General features: G+C 50.8%; 18 protein-coding genes and 3 tRNA genes. 15 read left to right on the top strand and 6 right to left on the bottom strand.

Annotated elements, in window-relative coordinates:
• The first annotated feature begins 5 nt into the window (after nt 1-5).
• Both tcyL and tcyN read left to right on the top strand, forming a co-directional pair.
• The gene (gene tcyL / locus PGQ95_RS12380; RefSeq protein ID WP_015705981.1) at nt 6-674 is read left to right on the top strand and encodes a cystine ABC transporter permease; all 669 of its coding nucleotides are present in this window, start codon (nt 6-8) and stop codon (nt 672-674) included.
• Nucleotides 671-1,423 (top strand): L-cystine ABC transporter ATP-binding protein TcyN, encoded by a 753-nt coding sequence (gene tcyN / locus PGQ95_RS12375; protein ID WP_113373554.1) that lies wholly within the window; start codon nt 671-673, stop codon nt 1,421-1,423. The genes tcyL and tcyN overlap by 4 nt, the downstream gene beginning before the upstream one ends.
• A 3-nt stretch (nt 1,424-1,426) precedes the next feature.
• Here tcyN and PGQ95_RS12370 read toward each other — a convergent pair whose 3' ends face one another.
• A complete protein-coding gene (locus tag PGQ95_RS12370; RefSeq protein ID WP_430918252.1) occupies nt 1,427-2,785 on the bottom strand; it encodes a CoA transferase in 1,359 nt (452 codons plus the stop codon).
• A gap of 145 nt (nt 2,786-2,930) precedes the next feature.
• On the opposite strand from PGQ95_RS12370, the gene sdiA reads away from it, so the two are divergent.
• Nucleotides 2,931-3,653 (top strand): transcriptional regulator SdiA, encoded by a 723-nt coding sequence (gene sdiA / locus PGQ95_RS12365; protein ID WP_087860520.1) that lies wholly within the window; start codon nt 2,931-2,933, stop codon nt 3,651-3,653.
• A gap of 68 nt (nt 3,654-3,721) precedes the next feature.
• On the opposite strand, the gene PGQ95_RS12360 is transcribed toward sdiA, so the two are convergent.
• Nucleotides 3,722-3,946 carry a DUF2594 family protein gene (locus PGQ95_RS12360; RefSeq protein ID WP_015365908.1) on the bottom strand — a complete coding sequence of 75 codons (225 nt, stop codon included), beginning with the start codon at nt 3,944-3,946 and terminating at the stop codon, nt 3,722-3,724.
• Between the two features lie 465 nt (nt 3,947-4,411).
• Between PGQ95_RS12360 and uvrY the strand changes: the two genes are divergently transcribed.
• The 8 genes from uvrY to PGQ95_RS12320 all read left to right on the top strand — a co-directional run bounded on the left by uvrY (nt 4,412) and on the right by PGQ95_RS12320 (nt 9,597).
• The gene (gene uvrY / locus PGQ95_RS12355) at nt 4,412-5,068 is read left to right on the top strand and encodes a UvrY/SirA/GacA family response regulator transcription factor (RefSeq protein WP_087860521.1); all 657 of its coding nucleotides are present in this window, start codon (nt 4,412-4,414) and stop codon (nt 5,066-5,068) included.
• On the top strand, nt 5,065-6,897 hold the full coding sequence (gene uvrC / locus PGQ95_RS12350; RefSeq protein WP_087860522.1) for an excinuclease ABC subunit UvrC: 1,833 nt from the start codon (nt 5,065-5,067) through the stop codon (nt 6,895-6,897). The genes uvrY and uvrC overlap by 4 nt, the downstream gene beginning before the upstream one ends.
• A 57-nt stretch (nt 6,898-6,954) precedes the next feature.
• Nucleotides 6,955-7,503: a CDP-diacylglycerol--glycerol-3-phosphate 3-phosphatidyltransferase gene (pgsA, locus tag PGQ95_RS12345; RefSeq protein WP_045390257.1), complete on the top strand. Its 549-nt coding sequence runs from the start codon at nt 6,955-6,957 to the stop codon at nt 7,501-7,503.
• 151 nt (nt 7,504-7,654) lie between these two features.
• Nucleotides 7,655-7,730, top strand: a tRNA-Gly gene (locus PGQ95_RS12340).
• A 40-nt stretch (nt 7,731-7,770) separates the two neighbouring features.
• Nucleotides 7,771-7,844, top strand: a tRNA-Cys gene (locus tag PGQ95_RS12335).
• Between the two features lie 13 nt (nt 7,845-7,857).
• Nucleotides 7,858-7,944 (top strand) — tRNA-Leu (locus PGQ95_RS12330).
• A 298-nt stretch (nt 7,945-8,242) separates the two neighbouring features.
• Nucleotides 8,243-8,809 carry a DUF805 domain-containing protein gene (locus tag PGQ95_RS12325; protein WP_087860523.1) on the top strand — a complete coding sequence of 189 codons (567 nt, stop codon included), beginning with the start codon at nt 8,243-8,245 and terminating at the stop codon, nt 8,807-8,809.
• A gap of 119 nt (nt 8,810-8,928) precedes the next feature.
• Nucleotides 8,929-9,597: a YecA family protein gene (locus PGQ95_RS12320; protein ID WP_015705973.1), complete on the top strand. Its 669-nt coding sequence runs from the start codon at nt 8,929-8,931 to the stop codon at nt 9,595-9,597.
• Between the two features lie 25 nt (nt 9,598-9,622).
• Here PGQ95_RS12320 and tyrP read toward each other — a convergent pair whose 3' ends face one another.
• Nucleotides 9,623-10,834: a tyrosine transporter TyrP gene (gene tyrP / locus PGQ95_RS12315; RefSeq protein WP_113373557.1), complete on the bottom strand. Its 1,212-nt coding sequence runs from the start codon at nt 10,832-10,834 to the stop codon at nt 9,623-9,625.
• A gap of 191 nt (nt 10,835-11,025) precedes the next feature.
• Between tyrP and PGQ95_RS12310 the strand changes: the two genes are divergently transcribed.
• Nucleotides 11,026-11,265 carry a YecH family metal-binding protein gene (locus PGQ95_RS12310; RefSeq protein WP_047037243.1) on the top strand — a complete coding sequence of 80 codons (240 nt, stop codon included), beginning with the start codon at nt 11,026-11,028 and terminating at the stop codon, nt 11,263-11,265.
• Between the two features lie 35 nt (nt 11,266-11,300).
• Here PGQ95_RS12310 and ftnA read toward each other — a convergent pair whose 3' ends face one another.
• Nucleotides 11,301-11,798: a non-heme ferritin gene (gene ftnA, locus PGQ95_RS12305; protein ID WP_430918249.1), complete on the bottom strand. Its 498-nt coding sequence runs from the start codon at nt 11,796-11,798 to the stop codon at nt 11,301-11,303.
• A 384-nt stretch (nt 11,799-12,182) separates the two neighbouring features.
• Here ftnA and PGQ95_RS12300 point away from each other — a divergent pair, with 384 nt between their 5' ends.
• Complete coding sequence (locus tag PGQ95_RS12300) at nt 12,183-12,821, top strand: RpiB/LacA/LacB family sugar-phosphate isomerase (RefSeq protein WP_430918247.1); 639 nt, start codon at nt 12,183-12,185, stop codon at nt 12,819-12,821.
• Between the two features lie 44 nt (nt 12,822-12,865).
• Here PGQ95_RS12300 and PGQ95_RS12295 read toward each other — a convergent pair whose 3' ends face one another.
• Entirely contained in the window at nt 12,866-14,290 is a 1,425-nt protein-coding gene (locus PGQ95_RS12295) for an MFS transporter (RefSeq protein WP_430918245.1), read from the bottom strand.
• A 127-nt stretch (nt 14,291-14,417) separates the two neighbouring features.
• Between PGQ95_RS12295 and PGQ95_RS12290 the strand changes: the two genes are divergently transcribed.
• Nucleotides 14,418-14,669 (top strand): DUF2766 family protein, encoded by a 252-nt coding sequence (locus PGQ95_RS12290; RefSeq protein WP_015365964.1) that lies wholly within the window; start codon nt 14,418-14,420, stop codon nt 14,667-14,669.
• 56 nt (nt 14,670-14,725) lie between these two features.
• Here PGQ95_RS12290 and PGQ95_RS12285 read toward each other — a convergent pair whose 3' ends face one another.
• The gene (locus tag PGQ95_RS12285; protein ID WP_032711938.1) at nt 14,726-15,229 is read right to left on the bottom strand and encodes a non-heme ferritin-like protein; all 504 of its coding nucleotides are present in this window, start codon (nt 15,227-15,229) and stop codon (nt 14,726-14,728) included.
• Nucleotides 15,230-16,006: 777 nt separating this feature from the next.
• Between PGQ95_RS12285 and PGQ95_RS12280 the strand changes: the two genes are divergently transcribed.
• Complete coding sequence (locus PGQ95_RS12280) at nt 16,007-16,987, top strand: arabinose ABC transporter substrate-binding protein (protein ID WP_087860664.1); 981 nt, start codon at nt 16,007-16,009, stop codon at nt 16,985-16,987.
• Nucleotides 16,988-17,043 lie beyond the last annotated feature (56 nt).

Genomic DNA, 17,043 nt, shown 5'->3' with positions numbered 1-17,043 from the left:
ACAGAATGCAAGAAAGTATCCAACTGGTCATTGACTCCGCGCCTTATCTGTTAAAGGGCGCGGTTTTTACGTTACAGCTGAGCATCGGCGGCATGTTCTTCGGCCTGCTGCTGGGCTTTATCCTCGCATTGATGCGCATGTCGTCAATCTGGCCCGTCAGATGGCTGGCGCGGATGTATATCTCTATTTTCCGCGGAACCCCGCTGATTGCCCAACTGTTTATGATCTATTACGGCTTACCGCAGTTTGGCATTGAGCTGGACCCGATCCCGGCGGCGATGATTGGCCTGTCATTGAATACCGCGGCCTATGCGGCGGAAACGCTGCGAGCGGCAATTGCCTCTATAGATAAAGGGCAGTGGGAAGCGGCAGCGAGTATTGGCATGACGCCGTGGCAGACTTTGCGGCGGGCTATTTTACCGCAGGCTGCCCGCGTGGCGCTGCCGCCGCTCTCTAACAGCTTTATTAGCCTTGTCAAAGATACTTCGCTGGCGGCGACGATTCAGGTACCGGAACTGTTCCGTCAGGCGCAGTTAATAACCTCGCGTACGCTGGAGGTCTTTACGATGTATCTGGCCGCCTCGCTTATCTATTGGGTGATGGCGACTGTGCTATCGACGTTGCAGAATTATTTTGAAAATCAGCTGAATCGCCAGGAGCGTGATCCAAAATGAGTGCGATTGAAGTCAAAAAACTGGTGAAGAAATTCCACGGGCAGACCGTGCTCCACGGTATCGATCTCGAGGTTCAGGAAGGGGAGGTGGTGGCGATTATCGGTCCGAGCGGATCCGGTAAGACCACGCTGTTGCGCAGCATTAATCTGCTTGAACACCCCGAAAGCGGTACCATTCGCGTGGGCGATGTGACAATCGATACTTCGCGTAGTATTAGCCAGCAAAAAGGGCTAATCCGCCGTCTGCGTCAGCATGTTGGCTTTGTGTTCCAGAACTTCAATCTATTTCCACACCGTACGGTGCTGGAAAATATTATTGAAGGACCGGTTATCGTAAAAGGCGAAGATAAGAACGAGGCCATTTCTTTGGCGCGTCAGCTACTGGCAAAGGTGGGACTATCAGGAAAAGAGAATAGCTATCCGCGTCGTTTATCTGGCGGTCAGCAGCAGCGTGTGGCAATTGCCCGTGCGTTAGCAATGCGTCCGGACGTTATTCTTTTTGACGAGCCGACTTCTGCGTTGGATCCTGAGTTAGTGGGTGAAGTACTCAACACCATACGCCAGCTGGCGCAGGAAAAGCGGACTATGGTTATTGTTACCCATGAGATGAGTTTCGCTCGTGATGTCGCCGACCGCGCCATATTCATGGATCAGGGACGTATCGTCGAACAAGGTAAGGCCAGAGAGCTATTTGCTAACCCGCAGCAGCCGCGTACTCGTCAGTTCCTTGAGAAATTTTTAATGCAGTAAATTTTACCATTCTGGCGCGGCCGACCCTAACCGGCAGGGCGGTCGTGACCAGATAATTGGCGTACCTGCCAGGCGGATGGGGAATGTTAGCCGTTCAGCCAGACCAAATGTCGACCACTCCATCGCAGATTGAAAATCACGACGTTGCAGCGGCGCGAAAGGCATCTCATGTCGTGCGGCTGGCCACTCCATCAGGCTGGCGGCGACGCGAGCCAATGACAGCCGCGCATGATAACCTTTGCCGCTCTCTATGCGTTGCTCTATCCCTTTTAGTACTGCTGCAGCCATCAGATAGCCCGTCGCGTGGTCTAACGCCTGTACCGGAAGCGGGATGGGTTTATCCGCGTCGCGCCAGCGTTGACCGGCATGAGCGATACCACAGGCCATTTGTACCAGGCTGTCGAAACCGCGTCGGTTTCTCCATGGCCCCTCCCATCCCCAGGCATTTAGTGAAACATCAACAATTCCCGGCGATAGTGCGGCTCGGGTATGACAATCAAGACCTAGCGCATCCAACGCATCAGCGCGGTAACCGTGAACAATGACGTCGGCTTGCGAGATTAACGTGATTAAACGTTGCTTATCGGTTTGTGTTTTTATATTCAATCGGGCGCAGCGCTTACCCAGCGTAATCTCTTCTTCGAGCGTTGATTCTTGCCAGTCGACAGGATCAATACGTAATACATCAGCGCCTAACCCTGCGAGAAAACGAGTTGCGACGGGGCCGGCAATAATCCGGGTTAAATCCAGTACCTTGATACCGAGCAAAGGACGTGAGGGGGGGAGGGACCAGGCAACCGACGGCCCCGGCGGTGAATCGGCTTCTATCAGCAGCGGTTGCCGACTGACGGCGATGCCCTGCGGATGTGCTCGCCACTCTTCCGCGCTGCGCATCGCCGCCGCGCAACCGCCATTTTCCACCACCGCTTGTTCCAGCGCATGCGAGCGCCATTGACGAACTTGTTGAGCAAGTGTTTGTCGCGTCGCATGTTGTCCCAGAATCTGCGCCACGGCGAGTCTGTGATAGGGGGCATTCGTATGCAGTCGGATCCATCCATCTTCGGTTTGATAATCTCCCGCTAATGGATCCCAAAGCTGCTGTGCTGGACGATTATGCGGCTTGGCGCTGGCTGAAAACCAATATGACGCCAGCCGGCGATCCACTATCGGCGTTGCGGATGTTGAACATAAACGGGCAAGGTAAGCGGCGGCGATCCCCATAGAGGCGGCAGCAAAATCACTGACTGCAAAGCAAGAAGATAAAGCCCCTGGGCGGCGGAAATCGATTGGCGGGACAGCGCTTGCGCTAAAGTCTTGCCACATCCGGGAAAAGAGCTGCATAGACGAGGACGGCGAGAGCATATTTTCCTCCTGAGTTCGATAAATAATCGTCATCGAAAATCGAATAATGCGATGGCTACGTTATTTTATACATATAAATAAGATTTATGTGTTAGTTTTATGTATTTATAATAATGATTATCAATCAGGGGTTATTTGGTAGGTTATGAGGGACATTGATTTTTTCAGCTGGCGGCGGGAAATGCTGCAACAATTCCAGTCAACTCATGATGGGGATTCGGTTTATAACCTGCTCCAGCAGCAAACAGAGGCTCTGGAATACGACTACTACGCACTCTGTGTGCGCCATCCGGTGCCTTTTACGCGCCCGAGACTCACGCTGCAATCAACTTATCCTCAGGCCTGGATGTCTCATTATCAGGCAGAGAATTATTTTGCTGTTGATCCCGTATTGCGCAGAGAAAATTTTCTTCGTGGGCATTTACCGTGGAATGACCAGCTCTTTTGTGATACGCCGGAATTATGGAACGGCGCGCGCGATCATGGTTTAAATAAAGGTGTGACGCAGTGTCTTACCTTACCAAATCATGCGCTGGGATTCTTATCGGTTTCTGCAAAAAATACGCAACCGGGTCCTTATCAGGAGGACGAATTAGAATTACGCCTGAGAACGCTCACCGAACTTAGCCTGCTGGCGTTGCTGCGCCTGGAGGATGAGATGGTAATGCCGCCGGAGATGAAGTTTAGCCGGCGCGAGCTGGAGATTCTCAAATGGACCGCGGAAGGGAAAACTTCGGCCGAGGTGGCGATGATATTGTCTATTTCAGAAAATACGGTCAATTTTCATCAGAAGAATATGCAGCGCAAATTTAACGCGCCCAACAAAACGCAAATCGCCTGTTATGCCGTCGCAACAGGATTAATTTGAGCGAATCATTCGTTCTGCGTGTCAGACGTGAAACCGGCTGTCAGTGATAACTTTCAGCCGGTCCTTTCTTACTGACGGTAAGCTTGTTTAATTTGCTTAACGGTGCTGGAGAATACGGCAGCCTGAGCCTCATCTTCCATCTGCGCGATTTGTTTTTCCATTTTAATAATCACGCGGCCTGCGTCCGCCTGGCCCATAGCCTGAAGCATTAGCGTCAGTAGCGCTTTCAGGCAGGAGACTTCCTGCGCCAGTTGCTGATTATTTTCTGCAGTGGAAAAATCTGGTGTGCTCATCGATATCCTCGTTTGCTATCGGCGCTGTTGCGCAATACTAAATGTTAAGGCGGCGCAGTATACCACAAGCAGTAGAAAAAAAAGGAGCGTGTGATTTATGTTCCTGGCTTCGGGCGCTGAGCGGTTAAATTTACTGAATAATATCTGTTCATCTTAACGGTCGTCGTTAATTTTTGCCGCGGTTTTTGGGATAAGTTAATTATTGTTACATCCTTCGAAACGTATTTATCTGCGGGCTGTTCTGTTGCTTTTTTTGCTCCTTCTGTAGGGCGAATGTTAAAAAAGAAACATAATCCAACTATATGTTCTGTATAGGTTTCCACCTGGTGTGGAGACAAATTGCCATAAATGGGAGAGAAATCTTCTCCAGGACACTTTTTGGGCTTTTAAAGTTACGATAAAACCCGGTAATATATGTGAGATAAACTATCAGTAGCGTTATCCCTAATTCTGGAGATTATTCCTTTGATCAACGTACTTCTTGTTGATGACCACGAACTAGTGCGCGCAGGGATACGACGCATTCTGGAAGATATAAAAGGGATTAAAGTTGTCGGTGAGGCCTGCTGCGGCGAGGATGCCGTGAAGTGGTGCCGTGCGAATCCTGTGGACGTGGTCCTGATGGATATGAACATGCCGGGTATCGGGGGGCTTGAAGCAACGCGTAAAATTGCGCGCGCTATTGTCGATACCAAAGTGATCATGTTGACCGTACATACTGAGAATCCGCTGCCTGCGAAGGTCATGCAAGCTGGCGCCGCCGGTTACTTAAGTAAAGGCGCAGCCCCGCAGGAAGTGGTCAATGCGATTCGTTGCGTTGCTTCGGGTCAGCGTTACATCGCTTCCGACATCGCCCAACAGATGGCGCTCAGTCAAATTGAACCGGAAAAAACGGAATCGCCGTTTGCCAGTTTGTCTGAACGCGAATTGCAGATTATGCTGATGATCACCAAGGGCCAAAAGGTCAATGAGATCTCAGAACAGTTAAACCTGAGTCCCAAGACGGTGAATAGCTATCGTTACCGAATGTTCAGTAAACTAAACATTCATGGTGACGTGGAACTAACTCACCTGGCAATTCGCCATGGCCTGTGCAATGCGGAGTCGTTAGCAAGTCAGTGAGTGATGTTTTTGACGCAAAAGCTTTCCTCAAGACGGTTACCAGCCAACCGGGCGTTTATCGTATGTATGATGCCGGCGGTACCGTCATTTATGTTGGTAAAGCTAAAGACCTGAAAAAGCGGCTTAGCAGCTATTTTCGCAGCAACCTGGCTTCGCGTAAAACCGAGGCTCTGGTGGCGCTGATCGCGCAAATTGACGTAACCGTTACCCATACCGAAACGGAAGCGTTATTGCTTGAGCATAACTACATCAAGCTATATCAACCACGTTACAACGTGCTGCTGCGCGACGATAAATCTTATCCTTTTATTTTTCTCAGCGGCGACACCCATCCGCGACTGGCGATGCACCGCGGTGCTAAACACGCCAAAGGCGAATATTTTGGTCCGTTCCCTAACGGTTACGCAGTTCGCGAAACGCTCGCGCTGTTGCAAAAAATCTTCCCCATTCGCCAGTGTGAAAACAGCGTCTATCGCAACCGTTCGCGTCCTTGTCTGCAATATCAAATCGGTCGTTGTTTAGGGCCGTGCGTCGCCGGGCTGGTGAGTGAAGAAGAGTATGAGCAGCAGGTAGAATACGTAAGGCTGTTTCTCGCGGGCAAAGACGACCAGGTATTGACGCAACTGATTTCCCGGATGGAAAAGGCCAGCCAGGCGCTGGAATTTGAAGAAGCCGCCCGTATTCGCGATCAGATCCAGGCGGTACGCCGGGTGACTGAGAAACAGTTCGTTTCCAATACCGGCGACGATCTGGATGTTATCGGCGTGGCTTTTGATGCCGGAATGGCCTGCGTGCATGTGCTGTTTATTCGCCAGGGCAAGGTGCTTGGTAGCCGCAGTTATTTCCCGAAAGTTCCGGGTGGTACCGAGTTGGGTGAGGTCGTGGAAACCTTCGTGGGGCAGTTCTACCTGCAGGGCAGCCAGATGCGAACCTTACCGGGGGAAATTTTACTCGATTTCAACCTGGGCGATAAAACCCTGCTTGCCGATTCGCTTTCCGAACTGGCCGGTCGTCGGGTGAATGTGCAGACCAAACCCCGCGGCGATCGCGCGCGCTATTTGAAACTGGCGCGCACCAACGCCGCCGTCGCGCTGACCACCAGGCTTTCACAGCAATCAACGGTCAGCCAACGTTTGCAGGCGTTGGCAACGTTGCTGAAACTGCCAGCTGTAAAGCGGATGGAGTGTTTTGATATCAGCCACACCATGGGGGAGCAAACCGTCGCTTCCTGTGTGGTGTTCGATAGCAATGGTCCGCTGCGGGCAGAATACCGCCGCTACAATATTACCGGTATTACCCCTGGTGATGATTACGCGGCAATGAATCAGGTGTTACGCCGCCGCTACGGTAAAGCTATAGAAGAGAACAAAATCCCTGACGTTATCCTGATCGACGGTGGTAAAGGCCAGCTTGGCCAGGCCAAAGCCGTTTTTGCCGAACTGGACGTACCGTGGGATAAAAATCATCCTCTGCTACTGGGGGTGGCGAAGGGGAGCGATCGTAAAGCCGGGTTGGAGACCTTATTCTTTGAACCAGAAGGCGAGGGCTTTAGTCTGCCGCCGGATTCTCCTGCTTTACATGTTATCCAGCACATTCGCGATGAATCGCACGATCATGCTATCTCAGGGCACCGTAAAAAACGGGCGAAAGTGAAAAGTACCAGTACTCTTGAGACGATTGAAGGCGTTGGCCCGAAACGCCGACAGATGTTGTTGAAGTATATGGGCGGTCTGCAGGGTTTGCAGAAGGCCAGTGTAGAAGAAATTGCGCAAGTACCGGGTATATCTCACGGACTGGCAGAAAAGATCTTCTACTCGTTGAAACATTAGGGGCTCTGTAGCACCATAGGGCTAATTTACACTTACAACATATAGTTACCCGTTACCATGCAATTTAATATTCCGACGTTGCTCACTCTGTTTCGCGTTATTCTGATACCGTTTTTCGTGCTGGCGTTTTATCTGCCTTTCAGCTGGGCACCTTTCGTTTGCGCGTTAATTTTCTTTGTGGCTGCCGTTACCGACTGGTTCGATGGCTATCTGGCGCGTCGCTGGAACCAAAGCACGCGTTTTGGCGCTTTCCTTGATCCAGTCGCGGATAAAGTAATGGTGGCGATTGCCATGGTGCTGGTTGCCGAACACTACCACACCTGGTGGGTGACATTGCCGGCAGCGACGATGATCGCGCGTGAAATTATTATTTCTGCTCTGCGCGAGTGGATGGCAGAGCTGGGTAAACGCAGCAGCGTAGCCGTATCATGGATTGGTAAAGTGAAAACGACAGCTCAGATGGCGGCGCTGGTCTGGATGCTGTGGCGGCCGAATATGTGGGTGGAGTGGGCAGGTATCGTTCTGTTCATGGTTGCTGCGGTGTTGACGCTGTGGTCAATGCTGCAATATTTGAACGCTGCACGCGGCGATTTGCTTGAACAGTGATCGTTTCGACGCAAATTTCAGCAAACGAGACGAAGTTGCGAAAAATACCGTTGACTCACCGCGTGAGATAAGTAGAATGCAACGCATCGAACGGCGGCACAGTCTTCCAGACGATAACAAAATCAAGTGATTACCTAATCTACTTGATGATGCGGGAATAGCTCAGTTGGTAGAGCACGACCTTGCCAAGGTCGGGGTCGCGAGTTCGAGTCTCGTTTCCCGCTCCAAATTGAAAGCATCGGCAGTAGCGGGTGTTTAGGTATTAAAGGCGCGTTAGCAAAGCGGTTATGTAGCGGATTGCAAATCCGTCTAGTCCGGTTCGACTCCGGAACGCGCCTCCACTTTATATCCCGAGCCCGGATGGTGGAATCGGTAGACACAAGGGATTTAAAATCCCTCGGCGTTCGCGCTGTGTGGGTTCAAGTCCCACTCCGGGTACCATTGGGATAAAGTAGAATAATCAAAGCAATAAGCAGTGTCGTGAAACCACCTCCGGGTGGTTTTTTCATTTCTGAATTGTCCTTTTTTGACATCCTTCCCACCAGCCGGGTTAGGCTTTGAGCGCTATAAATCGGTCATGAATACGCTGAAATCTACCGCGTTTCCCTTACCTATTTTTATCAGGAAATTTGCAAACCATTTAAGGTAATATATCACTGACGTTAATGTTAACGCTGTATTGATATCCTTTGGGTATGTGACGCCTTAATGGCAATGATAATTATATATGAGGGATCTTATGGCCACGTTGCTTGAAAGCTACGGGAACTGTTTTCGAAAATACGCCACTTTCCGCGGCCGCTCCGCGCGCCAGGAATATGTGGTTTTTACCATTGCTAACTTTATATTGTCCGCGATCCTGGGATTGATCCCCGTCGTTGGCGGTATCTTCGGGTTAATTATTATCATTCCGGGGATCGCGGTTGCGGTGCGCCGTCTGCACGATCTCAACAAATCCGGCTGGTGGTTGCTGGCGCCGTACGGCATTATGCTAATTGGTCTGATTGGTATTGCCGCTACCGTCGAAGAGGGCAGAGCCGCAGTATGGGTATGGGTGATCGCGCTGGGCGGCCTGGCCGCGTTGATAATGTCGATTTGGATGATTTTCACCCGTGGCACTATTGGCAGTAATCGCTTTGGTGATGAACAGAACGATGACAACAGCGGCGGTAATACGATGGGCAAGAGTTCTGCCGCGGATGATGTCAGAGAGCGCCTGGCACAGGCTAAGAAAATGCTCGATGAGGGCGTTATAAGCGCAAGTGAATACGAAGTGATGCGTGCTAATATCATTAAAGATATGTAATTGATGCGCCGCCGGGTCTGCCGGCGTTAATAAATTCACCTGTGTGAGCGAGAGCGGGTGGTTTTCTCCTCCCATTTTCGCTACTGTAAGCGCCATTTTTCTACCATCATGAGCCTGTAATGAAAACCGGACCCCTGAACGAAAGTGAACTTGAGTGGCTGGATGAGATCCTGTCGAAATATGCCACCGAGGGTGCCATCCTTGATGTCTCCGAACTTGATGGTCTGTTGACGGCTATCTTATCCGGGCCGAGTGAAATCGAACCCGCGCAGTGGCTGCTGGCTATCTGGGGTGGAGCGGATAACGTGCCGCGCTGGGCTAACGATCGTGAACGCGATCGTTTCGTCAACCTGACGCTGCAGCATATGAGCGACATCGCCGAACGTTTGGCCGACTACCCGGAGCAATTTGACCCCCTGTTCGGCACCCGCGAGTTTGAAGGCCAGGAGCTGACCATCGTTGAAGAGTGGTGCTTTGGCTATATGCGTGGCGTTGCGCTGTGCGACTGGTCGACGTTACCTGCAGAACTGCAGCCACAGCTCGATGCCATTGCGCTGCACGGAACGGAAGAACGTTTCGAAGCGCTCGATACGCTGACCGCGGATGAATTTGTCGAAAGCGTTGATAGCATCAAGCCCGCTGCGCTGGCTTTATATAATTACTGGATGGAAAATGCTCAGCCGACGGCCGTGCAGCAACCGGTAAGAAATGAGACCAAGGTGGGGCGTAATGATCCTTGCCCCTGCGGTAGCGGCAAAAAGTATAAGCAGTGTTGCTTAGCTAAATAAAAAAGGGGCCAAATGGCCCCTTTTGTTATCCCACCGCGGGGAGTAATCCCGCCACAATGCCGAATTGAATGGCCACAATCGCCACTCCACAGCCCAATACCAGCCATAGCGCAATCGAGCCGCCCGGTACACGCCATGTCGCCTGCGGGTGCAGTTTTCGGCTCTTCATTACCAACAATGATGGCAGCATCAGCGCCAGTACGGCGAGCGCCACGCCGGCGTACCCCAGCGCCATCACGAAACCTTGCGGATAAAACAGGGCGAACGCCAGCGGCGGCAGGAAAGTGATGACGCCGCTCTGAACACGCCCGGCAGGCGTATTTTTACGTTGGAACAAATCAGCAAGGTAATCAAACAAACCCAGTGCGACGCCGAGGAAAGACGTCGCCAGGGCGAAATCGGCAAACAGATGTACCGCCACCTCTACATGCGGCGAGGCGACAACATCGCGGATCGCTGCCAGCAGGCCGTTCAGGCCGGAGTTCTTCGCCAGCACGGCGGTAAAGGCCGGAGAGTCAATGCTGCCAAGCGTGGCGAGTTGCCAGAAGATGTAGGCTACCAGCGGAATAAAGCTACCGATGATAAACACGCGGCGCAGTTTGCGAATATCGCCATTCAGGTAGCTAACGATGCTGGGAATACTACCGTGAAAACCAAACGAGGTGAAAATCACCGGAATAGCGGATAGCGCCAGGCCCTGCTGTAGCGGCAGCGTCAGAAGATTTATCTGGTGAATATGGGGCAGCAGCAGCACCAGCATCACCGCGAGGAAGATAATTTTGGCGCTAAATAAAAAGCGGTTAAACAGATCGACCAGAGAAGTACCGATGCACACCACCGCGCCGCCAATGCCGGTAAAGAGCAATACGCCAGCAGAAGGCGGTAGGCTCCAGTTCAGCCACTGATTAAGACTGGAGGCCAGCAGCTCTCCAGCGCCGCTGATGTAGGCCGCCGTTAGCGCATACATCAGAAAAAGCATACAGAAACCGGTAATCCATTGACCGTAACGGCCGAGATAGCGTGCCGCCAGTGAGCCTAATCCCATATCCGCAGGGACATGTTGATAAACCTCCAGCAGCAGCAGGGCGGTGTAGCACATCAGCGCCCACAGCGAGATCAGTAATACCAGGGTGACGCCAAAACCGACTCCCGCTGAAGCGAGCGGCATCGCCAACATACCGGCGCCAATGGTGGTACCGGCAACGATTAAAATACTACCCAGAGTGCGGTTCTTCACGCTTTTCTCTATCTATGAAGGAATGAACGAATAATTATGTCGCGCAGAGTATGTGAAATGAGTGATTTCGTCAAATGATGGTTACAATTGGTGTAATTATATCTTTACATTTATGGGGGCGGAAAAGGCTGCGTTGGCGCAAAGCCGCCAGGCGCATGCTGATATATGCTGCACGCTTTACAGGAGGAGTTATGTCATCTATTCATGGTCATGAAGTACTGCAGATGATGATCGCATCGGGCGAGTCGTACAGCGTTGCCAGTCTCGAAGCGGCCATTAAGAGACAATTTGGCGAAGATGCCCGCTTTCACACCTGTTCGGCGCAGGATCTGGACGCGGCGCAACTGGTGACGTTTTTGCAGCGGAAAGGAAAATTCATCGCAGTTGAAGAGGGTTTCAATACCAGCGAGAGTAAAATTTGCCGTCATTGAGCGCGCGGCGGCCGGGGAGGCCGCCGCTGTGGGAATTAGTTTTGCGTATCGAGGGTTGCCAGTTCTTTATCGATAAAGTACAAGCCTTCACCGCTTTTACCGGCAAGGGTCAGTTTATCAATAACAGATTTGAATAATTTCTCTTCTTCATGCTGTTCTGCTACGTACCATTGCAGGAAATTAAAGGTCGGGTAATCCTGGTTGGTCATTGCCGCATGCGCCAGTTCATTAATTTTTTGCGTAATTAACTGTTCATGTTCATAGGTCTGGCGGAACAGTTCATCCAGCGAAGCATATTCGGCAAACGGCGAACTAATGGCATTAATGCGCGGCAGGCTGCCGGTATCGTTCAAATAGTCGAACAGGCGCTGCATGTGCGTCATTTCTTCCTGCGCGTGGCGGCGGAGAAAGGCGGCTGCACCTTCAAAGCTATGGTAGCTGCACCATGCGCTCATCTGCTGATAAAGCAAAGAAGAATAAAGCTCAAGATTCATTTGCTCATTAAGTTTTTCGATCATTTCTGCTTTCAGCATGGCGTCCACTCCGGAAATAAAGATTAAATCATATTGTGCCGTCACTATAATTTGTTAGTAATTTATTTGCAAAAAGTAAATTAAAAAAATCAATTAGTAAAAATGCAAATGGGAATAAAACGCATTGGCAATATAATAATAAATGAGAATGGTTTTAATTTGATATTTATTTCGTAAATTATCGCGCAAAGAGAAACTACAAATATTAAGTGGTGTGAACATGGAACGGTAGGGTCGGGCCGAGTGAGGCTGGAAGTGTGAAGCGTCATGCTTTTTATAAAACACCTTTTCATAAAGTTTGAAAAAGCATTTATGAAGTAGTAGAGTCCTGATAACGCTAACACATATCGGGCAGCGCCCGGACAGTATTCAGGAGAGTTCAGCATGAAAATCGCACTGATGATGGAAAACAGCCAGGCCAGCAAAAATGCTATCATTCTCAACGAGCTTAATGCCGTTGCCGATGAAAAAGGCTTCCCGGTTTACAACGTAGGAATGAGCGATGAACACGATCATCATCTCACCTATATCCATCTGGGTATCATGGCCAGCATCCTGCTGAATTCCAAAGCGGTCGATTTTGTGGTGACCGGTTGTGGAACCGGGCAGGGGGCGCTGATGTCGTTGAACATCCATCCCGGAGTGGTCTGTGGTTATTGTATTGACCCGGCGGATGCCTTCCTGTTTGCCCAAATCAACAACGGTAACGCGTTGTCGCTGCCTTTTGCTAAAGGCTTTGGCTGGGGGGCGGAGCTTAACGTGCGCTTTATCTTCGAGAAGGCCTTCACCGGCCGTAATGGCGAGGGCTATCCGCCGGAACGTAAAGAGCCGCAGGTTCGCAATGCTGGGATTCTGAATAAAGTGAAAGCGGCGGTGGTGAAAGAAAATTATCTTGATACCTTACGAGCTATCGATCCGGAACTGGTAAAAACCGCCGTTTCCGGGCCGCGGTTCCAGCAATGCTTCTTCGAAAACTGCCAGGATAAAGAAATCGAAGCTTTTGTCCGCCAGGTTATTGGCTGATAGGGCTTTTCAAACAGGCCTGCATCAATATGCGGGCCTGTTTGTTATGGTCGTGCTTTACTGGATACCGTGCTACCGGCATCTCGCGTAAGTCGCAGCGTATCAATCATCCCTATCAAACAAATCAGCGCGATAAAGACAAACGCCAAACGGAAATCAATTCCCGGTAGCGTCGTCAGGTTAAACCACTCGCTCAACTGTTCACCGATGCGAATGCCGATAGCGCCGAGAGTGATTCCGAGCCCAACCGCCAGCTGTGAAGCGGTGCTGAACAGCGTATTGGCATAACTCATCTGGGCGGAAGGAACGTCGGCAAAAGCGAGCGTACTGACGCCGGTAAATTGGATGGAACGGAACACCCCGCCAAGATAGAGGATCAACATTATCAGCCATACCGGCGTTTGCGGCGTTAACAGCGCGCAGGCAAGTAGCGAGGCGACATTCAGCGCACCGTTAATCAGCAATAAGCGGCGAAACCCCAACCAGCGGATGAGCGGCGTAGTTGCGGGCTTGATAGTGAGATTGCCGACAAAAACGGCCAGCACCAGTAGCCCGGAATGAAAAGCATCCATACCGAACCCTACCTGGAATAGTAGCGGAAGCAGAAACGGGACGGCGCTTATCGAGGCGCGAAATAGTGAACCGCCGTACATGGTTACCCGGAAAGTAGGAACCCGCAGAGCGTCCAACCGTACCATTGGCCAGGCGGCGCGGCGGAAATGACGTAGCGCAAAAGCCATACATCCAATACCCGTCGCCAATAGCGCCAGCGTTTGCCAGCTTTGCGGCTGTTGGTCGCCGAGTCGTTCCATCGCCGCCACCAGGCTTATCATTGCCAATGATGTCGCCACAAAACCGGGTAGATCGAAAGGGCGACGTTCTTCTTCACGGATATTGGGAATGATGCGTAGCGAAAGCGCCATCGCCAGTAGCCCGAGCGGAACGTTAATAAAAAAGATCCAGTGCCAGCTGGCGTAACTGGTAATGAAGCCCCCGAGCGGCGGGCCGATTATCGGTGCGACCAACGCCGGCCAGGTTAGCGTGGCGATTGCTTTGATGAGCTGATCTTTGGGCGTGGTGCGCAACACCGCCAGTCGCCCGACGGGGACCATTAGCGCGCCGCCGACGCCCTGTAGAATGCGCATTGTCACAAAGCTTTCGAGGTTGCGCGATAAACCGCAGAAAACGGAGGCGAGGGTAAAAATGGCGAGTGCAAGCGTAAACACTTTCCGCGCGCCGAAGCGGTCAGCAATCCAGCCGCTGGCCGGGATCAGCACCGCGAGGGTGATCAGGTAGGCGCTGATGCCAATATTGAGCGCGACCGCCGCTACGCCAAACTCCTTCGCCATATCAGGCAGGGCGGTAGCGATGACCGTGCCATCGAGAAACTCCATAAAGAAAGCGCCAGCCACCAATAATGCCGGGACGGAAAAAGCGCCTTTTTTCGGCGTAATTGTTGTTGTACCCATTGATTCGTTGCCATAGCAAAGTGAATAAGTATCTTTGCGGTACGTTTTCTTTTCGCCGCTCCCGCACATGTTTTTTTATCTGGTGCGATTTAGGTTACTATTACGCTCCTGAAAATAGGAGTAAAAAATGTCTCAACCTTTCACTGAACAAGATGAGTTGGTATCCGATGTCGTCGCATGCCAGCTGGTCATCAAACAGATCCTCGATGTGATTGACGTTATCGCCCCGGTCGAGGTGCGCGAAAAAATGGCGACGCAGTTAAAAGCGATTGATTTTGCGAGTAACCCTGCTTCGGCGGATCCGGTGACGCTGCGCGCAGTGCAAAAAGCAATTGCGCTGATTGAGCTGAAGTTTACCCCGCAGGGTGAAGCACACTAGATTATCTCTGAGAAGTTGATTGCCTGGCCGTTGCAGTCTGAAACGGCCAGATTCAATTAGTGCTGTTGAGGCGAGATGAGATTGAGAAGTCGGCGGTCCGTTTGCTCCATACCGAGCCCGGCTTTATCAGCAGTCCGTATTTCTTCAAGAACGGTTTGTAGTAACAGCCCATCTTGCTGCTGCTCTTTCTCCAGCAGCGTCAAAAAACGCCACGTCGTGTCATCGCGCTGCGCTTTGGCTTCCTGCGCCAGACCGGACAGCATGCTGCTACGTTGCTGATACTCTTCAAGGGTTTTGGCAAACACTTCTTCAAGCGTTGTGCATTGCGGGGGATAGCTTTCATCGGCTTTGACAATTGGCCAGGCGCCGGCCTTTTTCATATAGTCAAAAACCTGCATCATTAACGTCACGCTTGATTGAGCTCGGGTACGCAAGAAGGTGGCGGTGCCGTTGAGACGCTGCTGCGCGCACCATTCGCCTAAATGTAGATAAACATTTGATGCGTGAAACTCGAGATTAATCTGGGTATTTAATTTCTGAACCATTCCTGGAACTGCCATAACAATATCCTTATTTATCCGCATGGGAAGTATGACGCGCTACCATCGCCTCACGGGCGAGTTTTGCAAGCGCAACGCAATAGGCAGGAAATAAATACGGTGCATTCCATTTGCACGTGACTATTTATTTATATCTGCCGATACATCAAGAATACCCTTAGATGTCGAATAAGAAAACTCTCAACATGCGTTATTTACGATTTGTTACAATATCAGTTTTACTGCTTGTTTTTATTGTCTTTTTTGTGGTTTTTAAATCGTAACGAATTGAATTTAAATGGTTATATTTAATAGTTCGTAGAGCTAGTTAATTTTTATTAATGAAGGTGATTTAACGGTAAATTCATATATCGATCATAGCTTATTCATTATTCGGAAATAGCGAGATGATAATGAACTTGTGATAGATCATTTTTTGTTAGAAGTGGAAGAATAACGTATAAGCTGACGGAGAATCGAAGGGTAGAGTAGCCCGGGATGGCGTTAGCGAACCCACAAGGATAAGTCTGCTGGTGATATGGACTATTGTGCCACACATAACGCTAATTGTCTGACAATTAGCGTTTTTTTTATGTCATTTTTTGCTGAATTTATGTACGCAATTACTGTAATTCTGCGGTGTGATGACGCTCTCGTATGGATAAATAATTTCCAGTTAAAACTATTTTAACAACGGCAATGTTGATTGCGTTTTTTCTAATGCCTTGTTTTAAGACTGATAAAAAATTTAAGTCCGATTTTTCCCTACAGAAAAGCGAATTAAAGCTGGAGTTTACCATGCACAAATTTACTAAAGCGCTGGCGGCCATTGGTCTCGCGGCGGTTATGTCACAATCAGCTATGGCTGAAACCCTCAAGCTCGGTTTCCTGGTGAAGCAGCCAGAGGAGCCCTGGTTCCAGACCGAGTGGAAATTTGCTGATAAAGCCGGCAAGGATTTGGGCTTTGAGGTGATTAAAATCGCGGTGCCAGATGGTGAAAAAACGCTTAATGCAATCGACAGCCTCGCCGCCAGCGGCGCGAAGGGATTTGTCATCTGCACCCCGGACCCAAAACTGGGGGCGGCGATTGTTGCCAAGGCTCGCGGCTATGACATGAAAGTTATCACCGTCGACGATCAGTTTGTTAATGCCAAAGGTAAGCCGATGGAGAGCGTGCCGCTGGTTATGATGGCCGCCAGCGAAATCGGCGCTCGTCAGGGGCAGGAATTGTATAAAGAGATGCAAAAACGCGGCTGGGACGTGAAAGATACCGGCGTGATGGCGATTACCGCCGATGAACTGGATACTGCCCGCCGCCGCACCACCGGCTCGATTGACGCACTGAAAGCAGCGGGGTTCCCGGAAAAACAGATCTATCGCGTGCCAACCAAATCCAATGATATCCCAGGGGCCTTTGATGCTGGCAACTCCATGCTGGTTCAGCATCCGCAGGTGAAACACTGGTTAATTGTTGGTATGAACGATAACACCGTGCTGGGCGGCGTACGGGCAACTGAAGGCCAGGGCTTTAAAGCGCCGGATGTTATCGGCATCGGTATTAACGGCGTCGACGCGGTGAACGAGCTTTCGAAAGCCCAGCCGACAGGGTTCTATGGTTCTCTGCTGCCAAGCCCGGATATCCATGGCTATAAAACTAGTGAGATGCTCTACAACTGGGTGACCAAAGGTACCGAGCCGCCGAAATTTACCGCCGTGACGGACGTGGTGCTGATTACCCGCGACAACTTTAAGCAAGAGTTGGCTAAGAAAGGGCTGTAAGGCCGGGTTCATTCTGCCTCCCGCGCTGGCGGGAGGTTATGCGTAGTTGAGCGGAG

The organism is Klebsiella sp. 141240, from assembly GCF_050600805.1.
Lineage (GTDB): Bacteria > Pseudomonadota > Gammaproteobacteria > Enterobacterales > Enterobacteriaceae > Klebsiella > Klebsiella aerogenes.
This window is presented reverse-complemented; position numbering and strand designations above follow the sequence as displayed.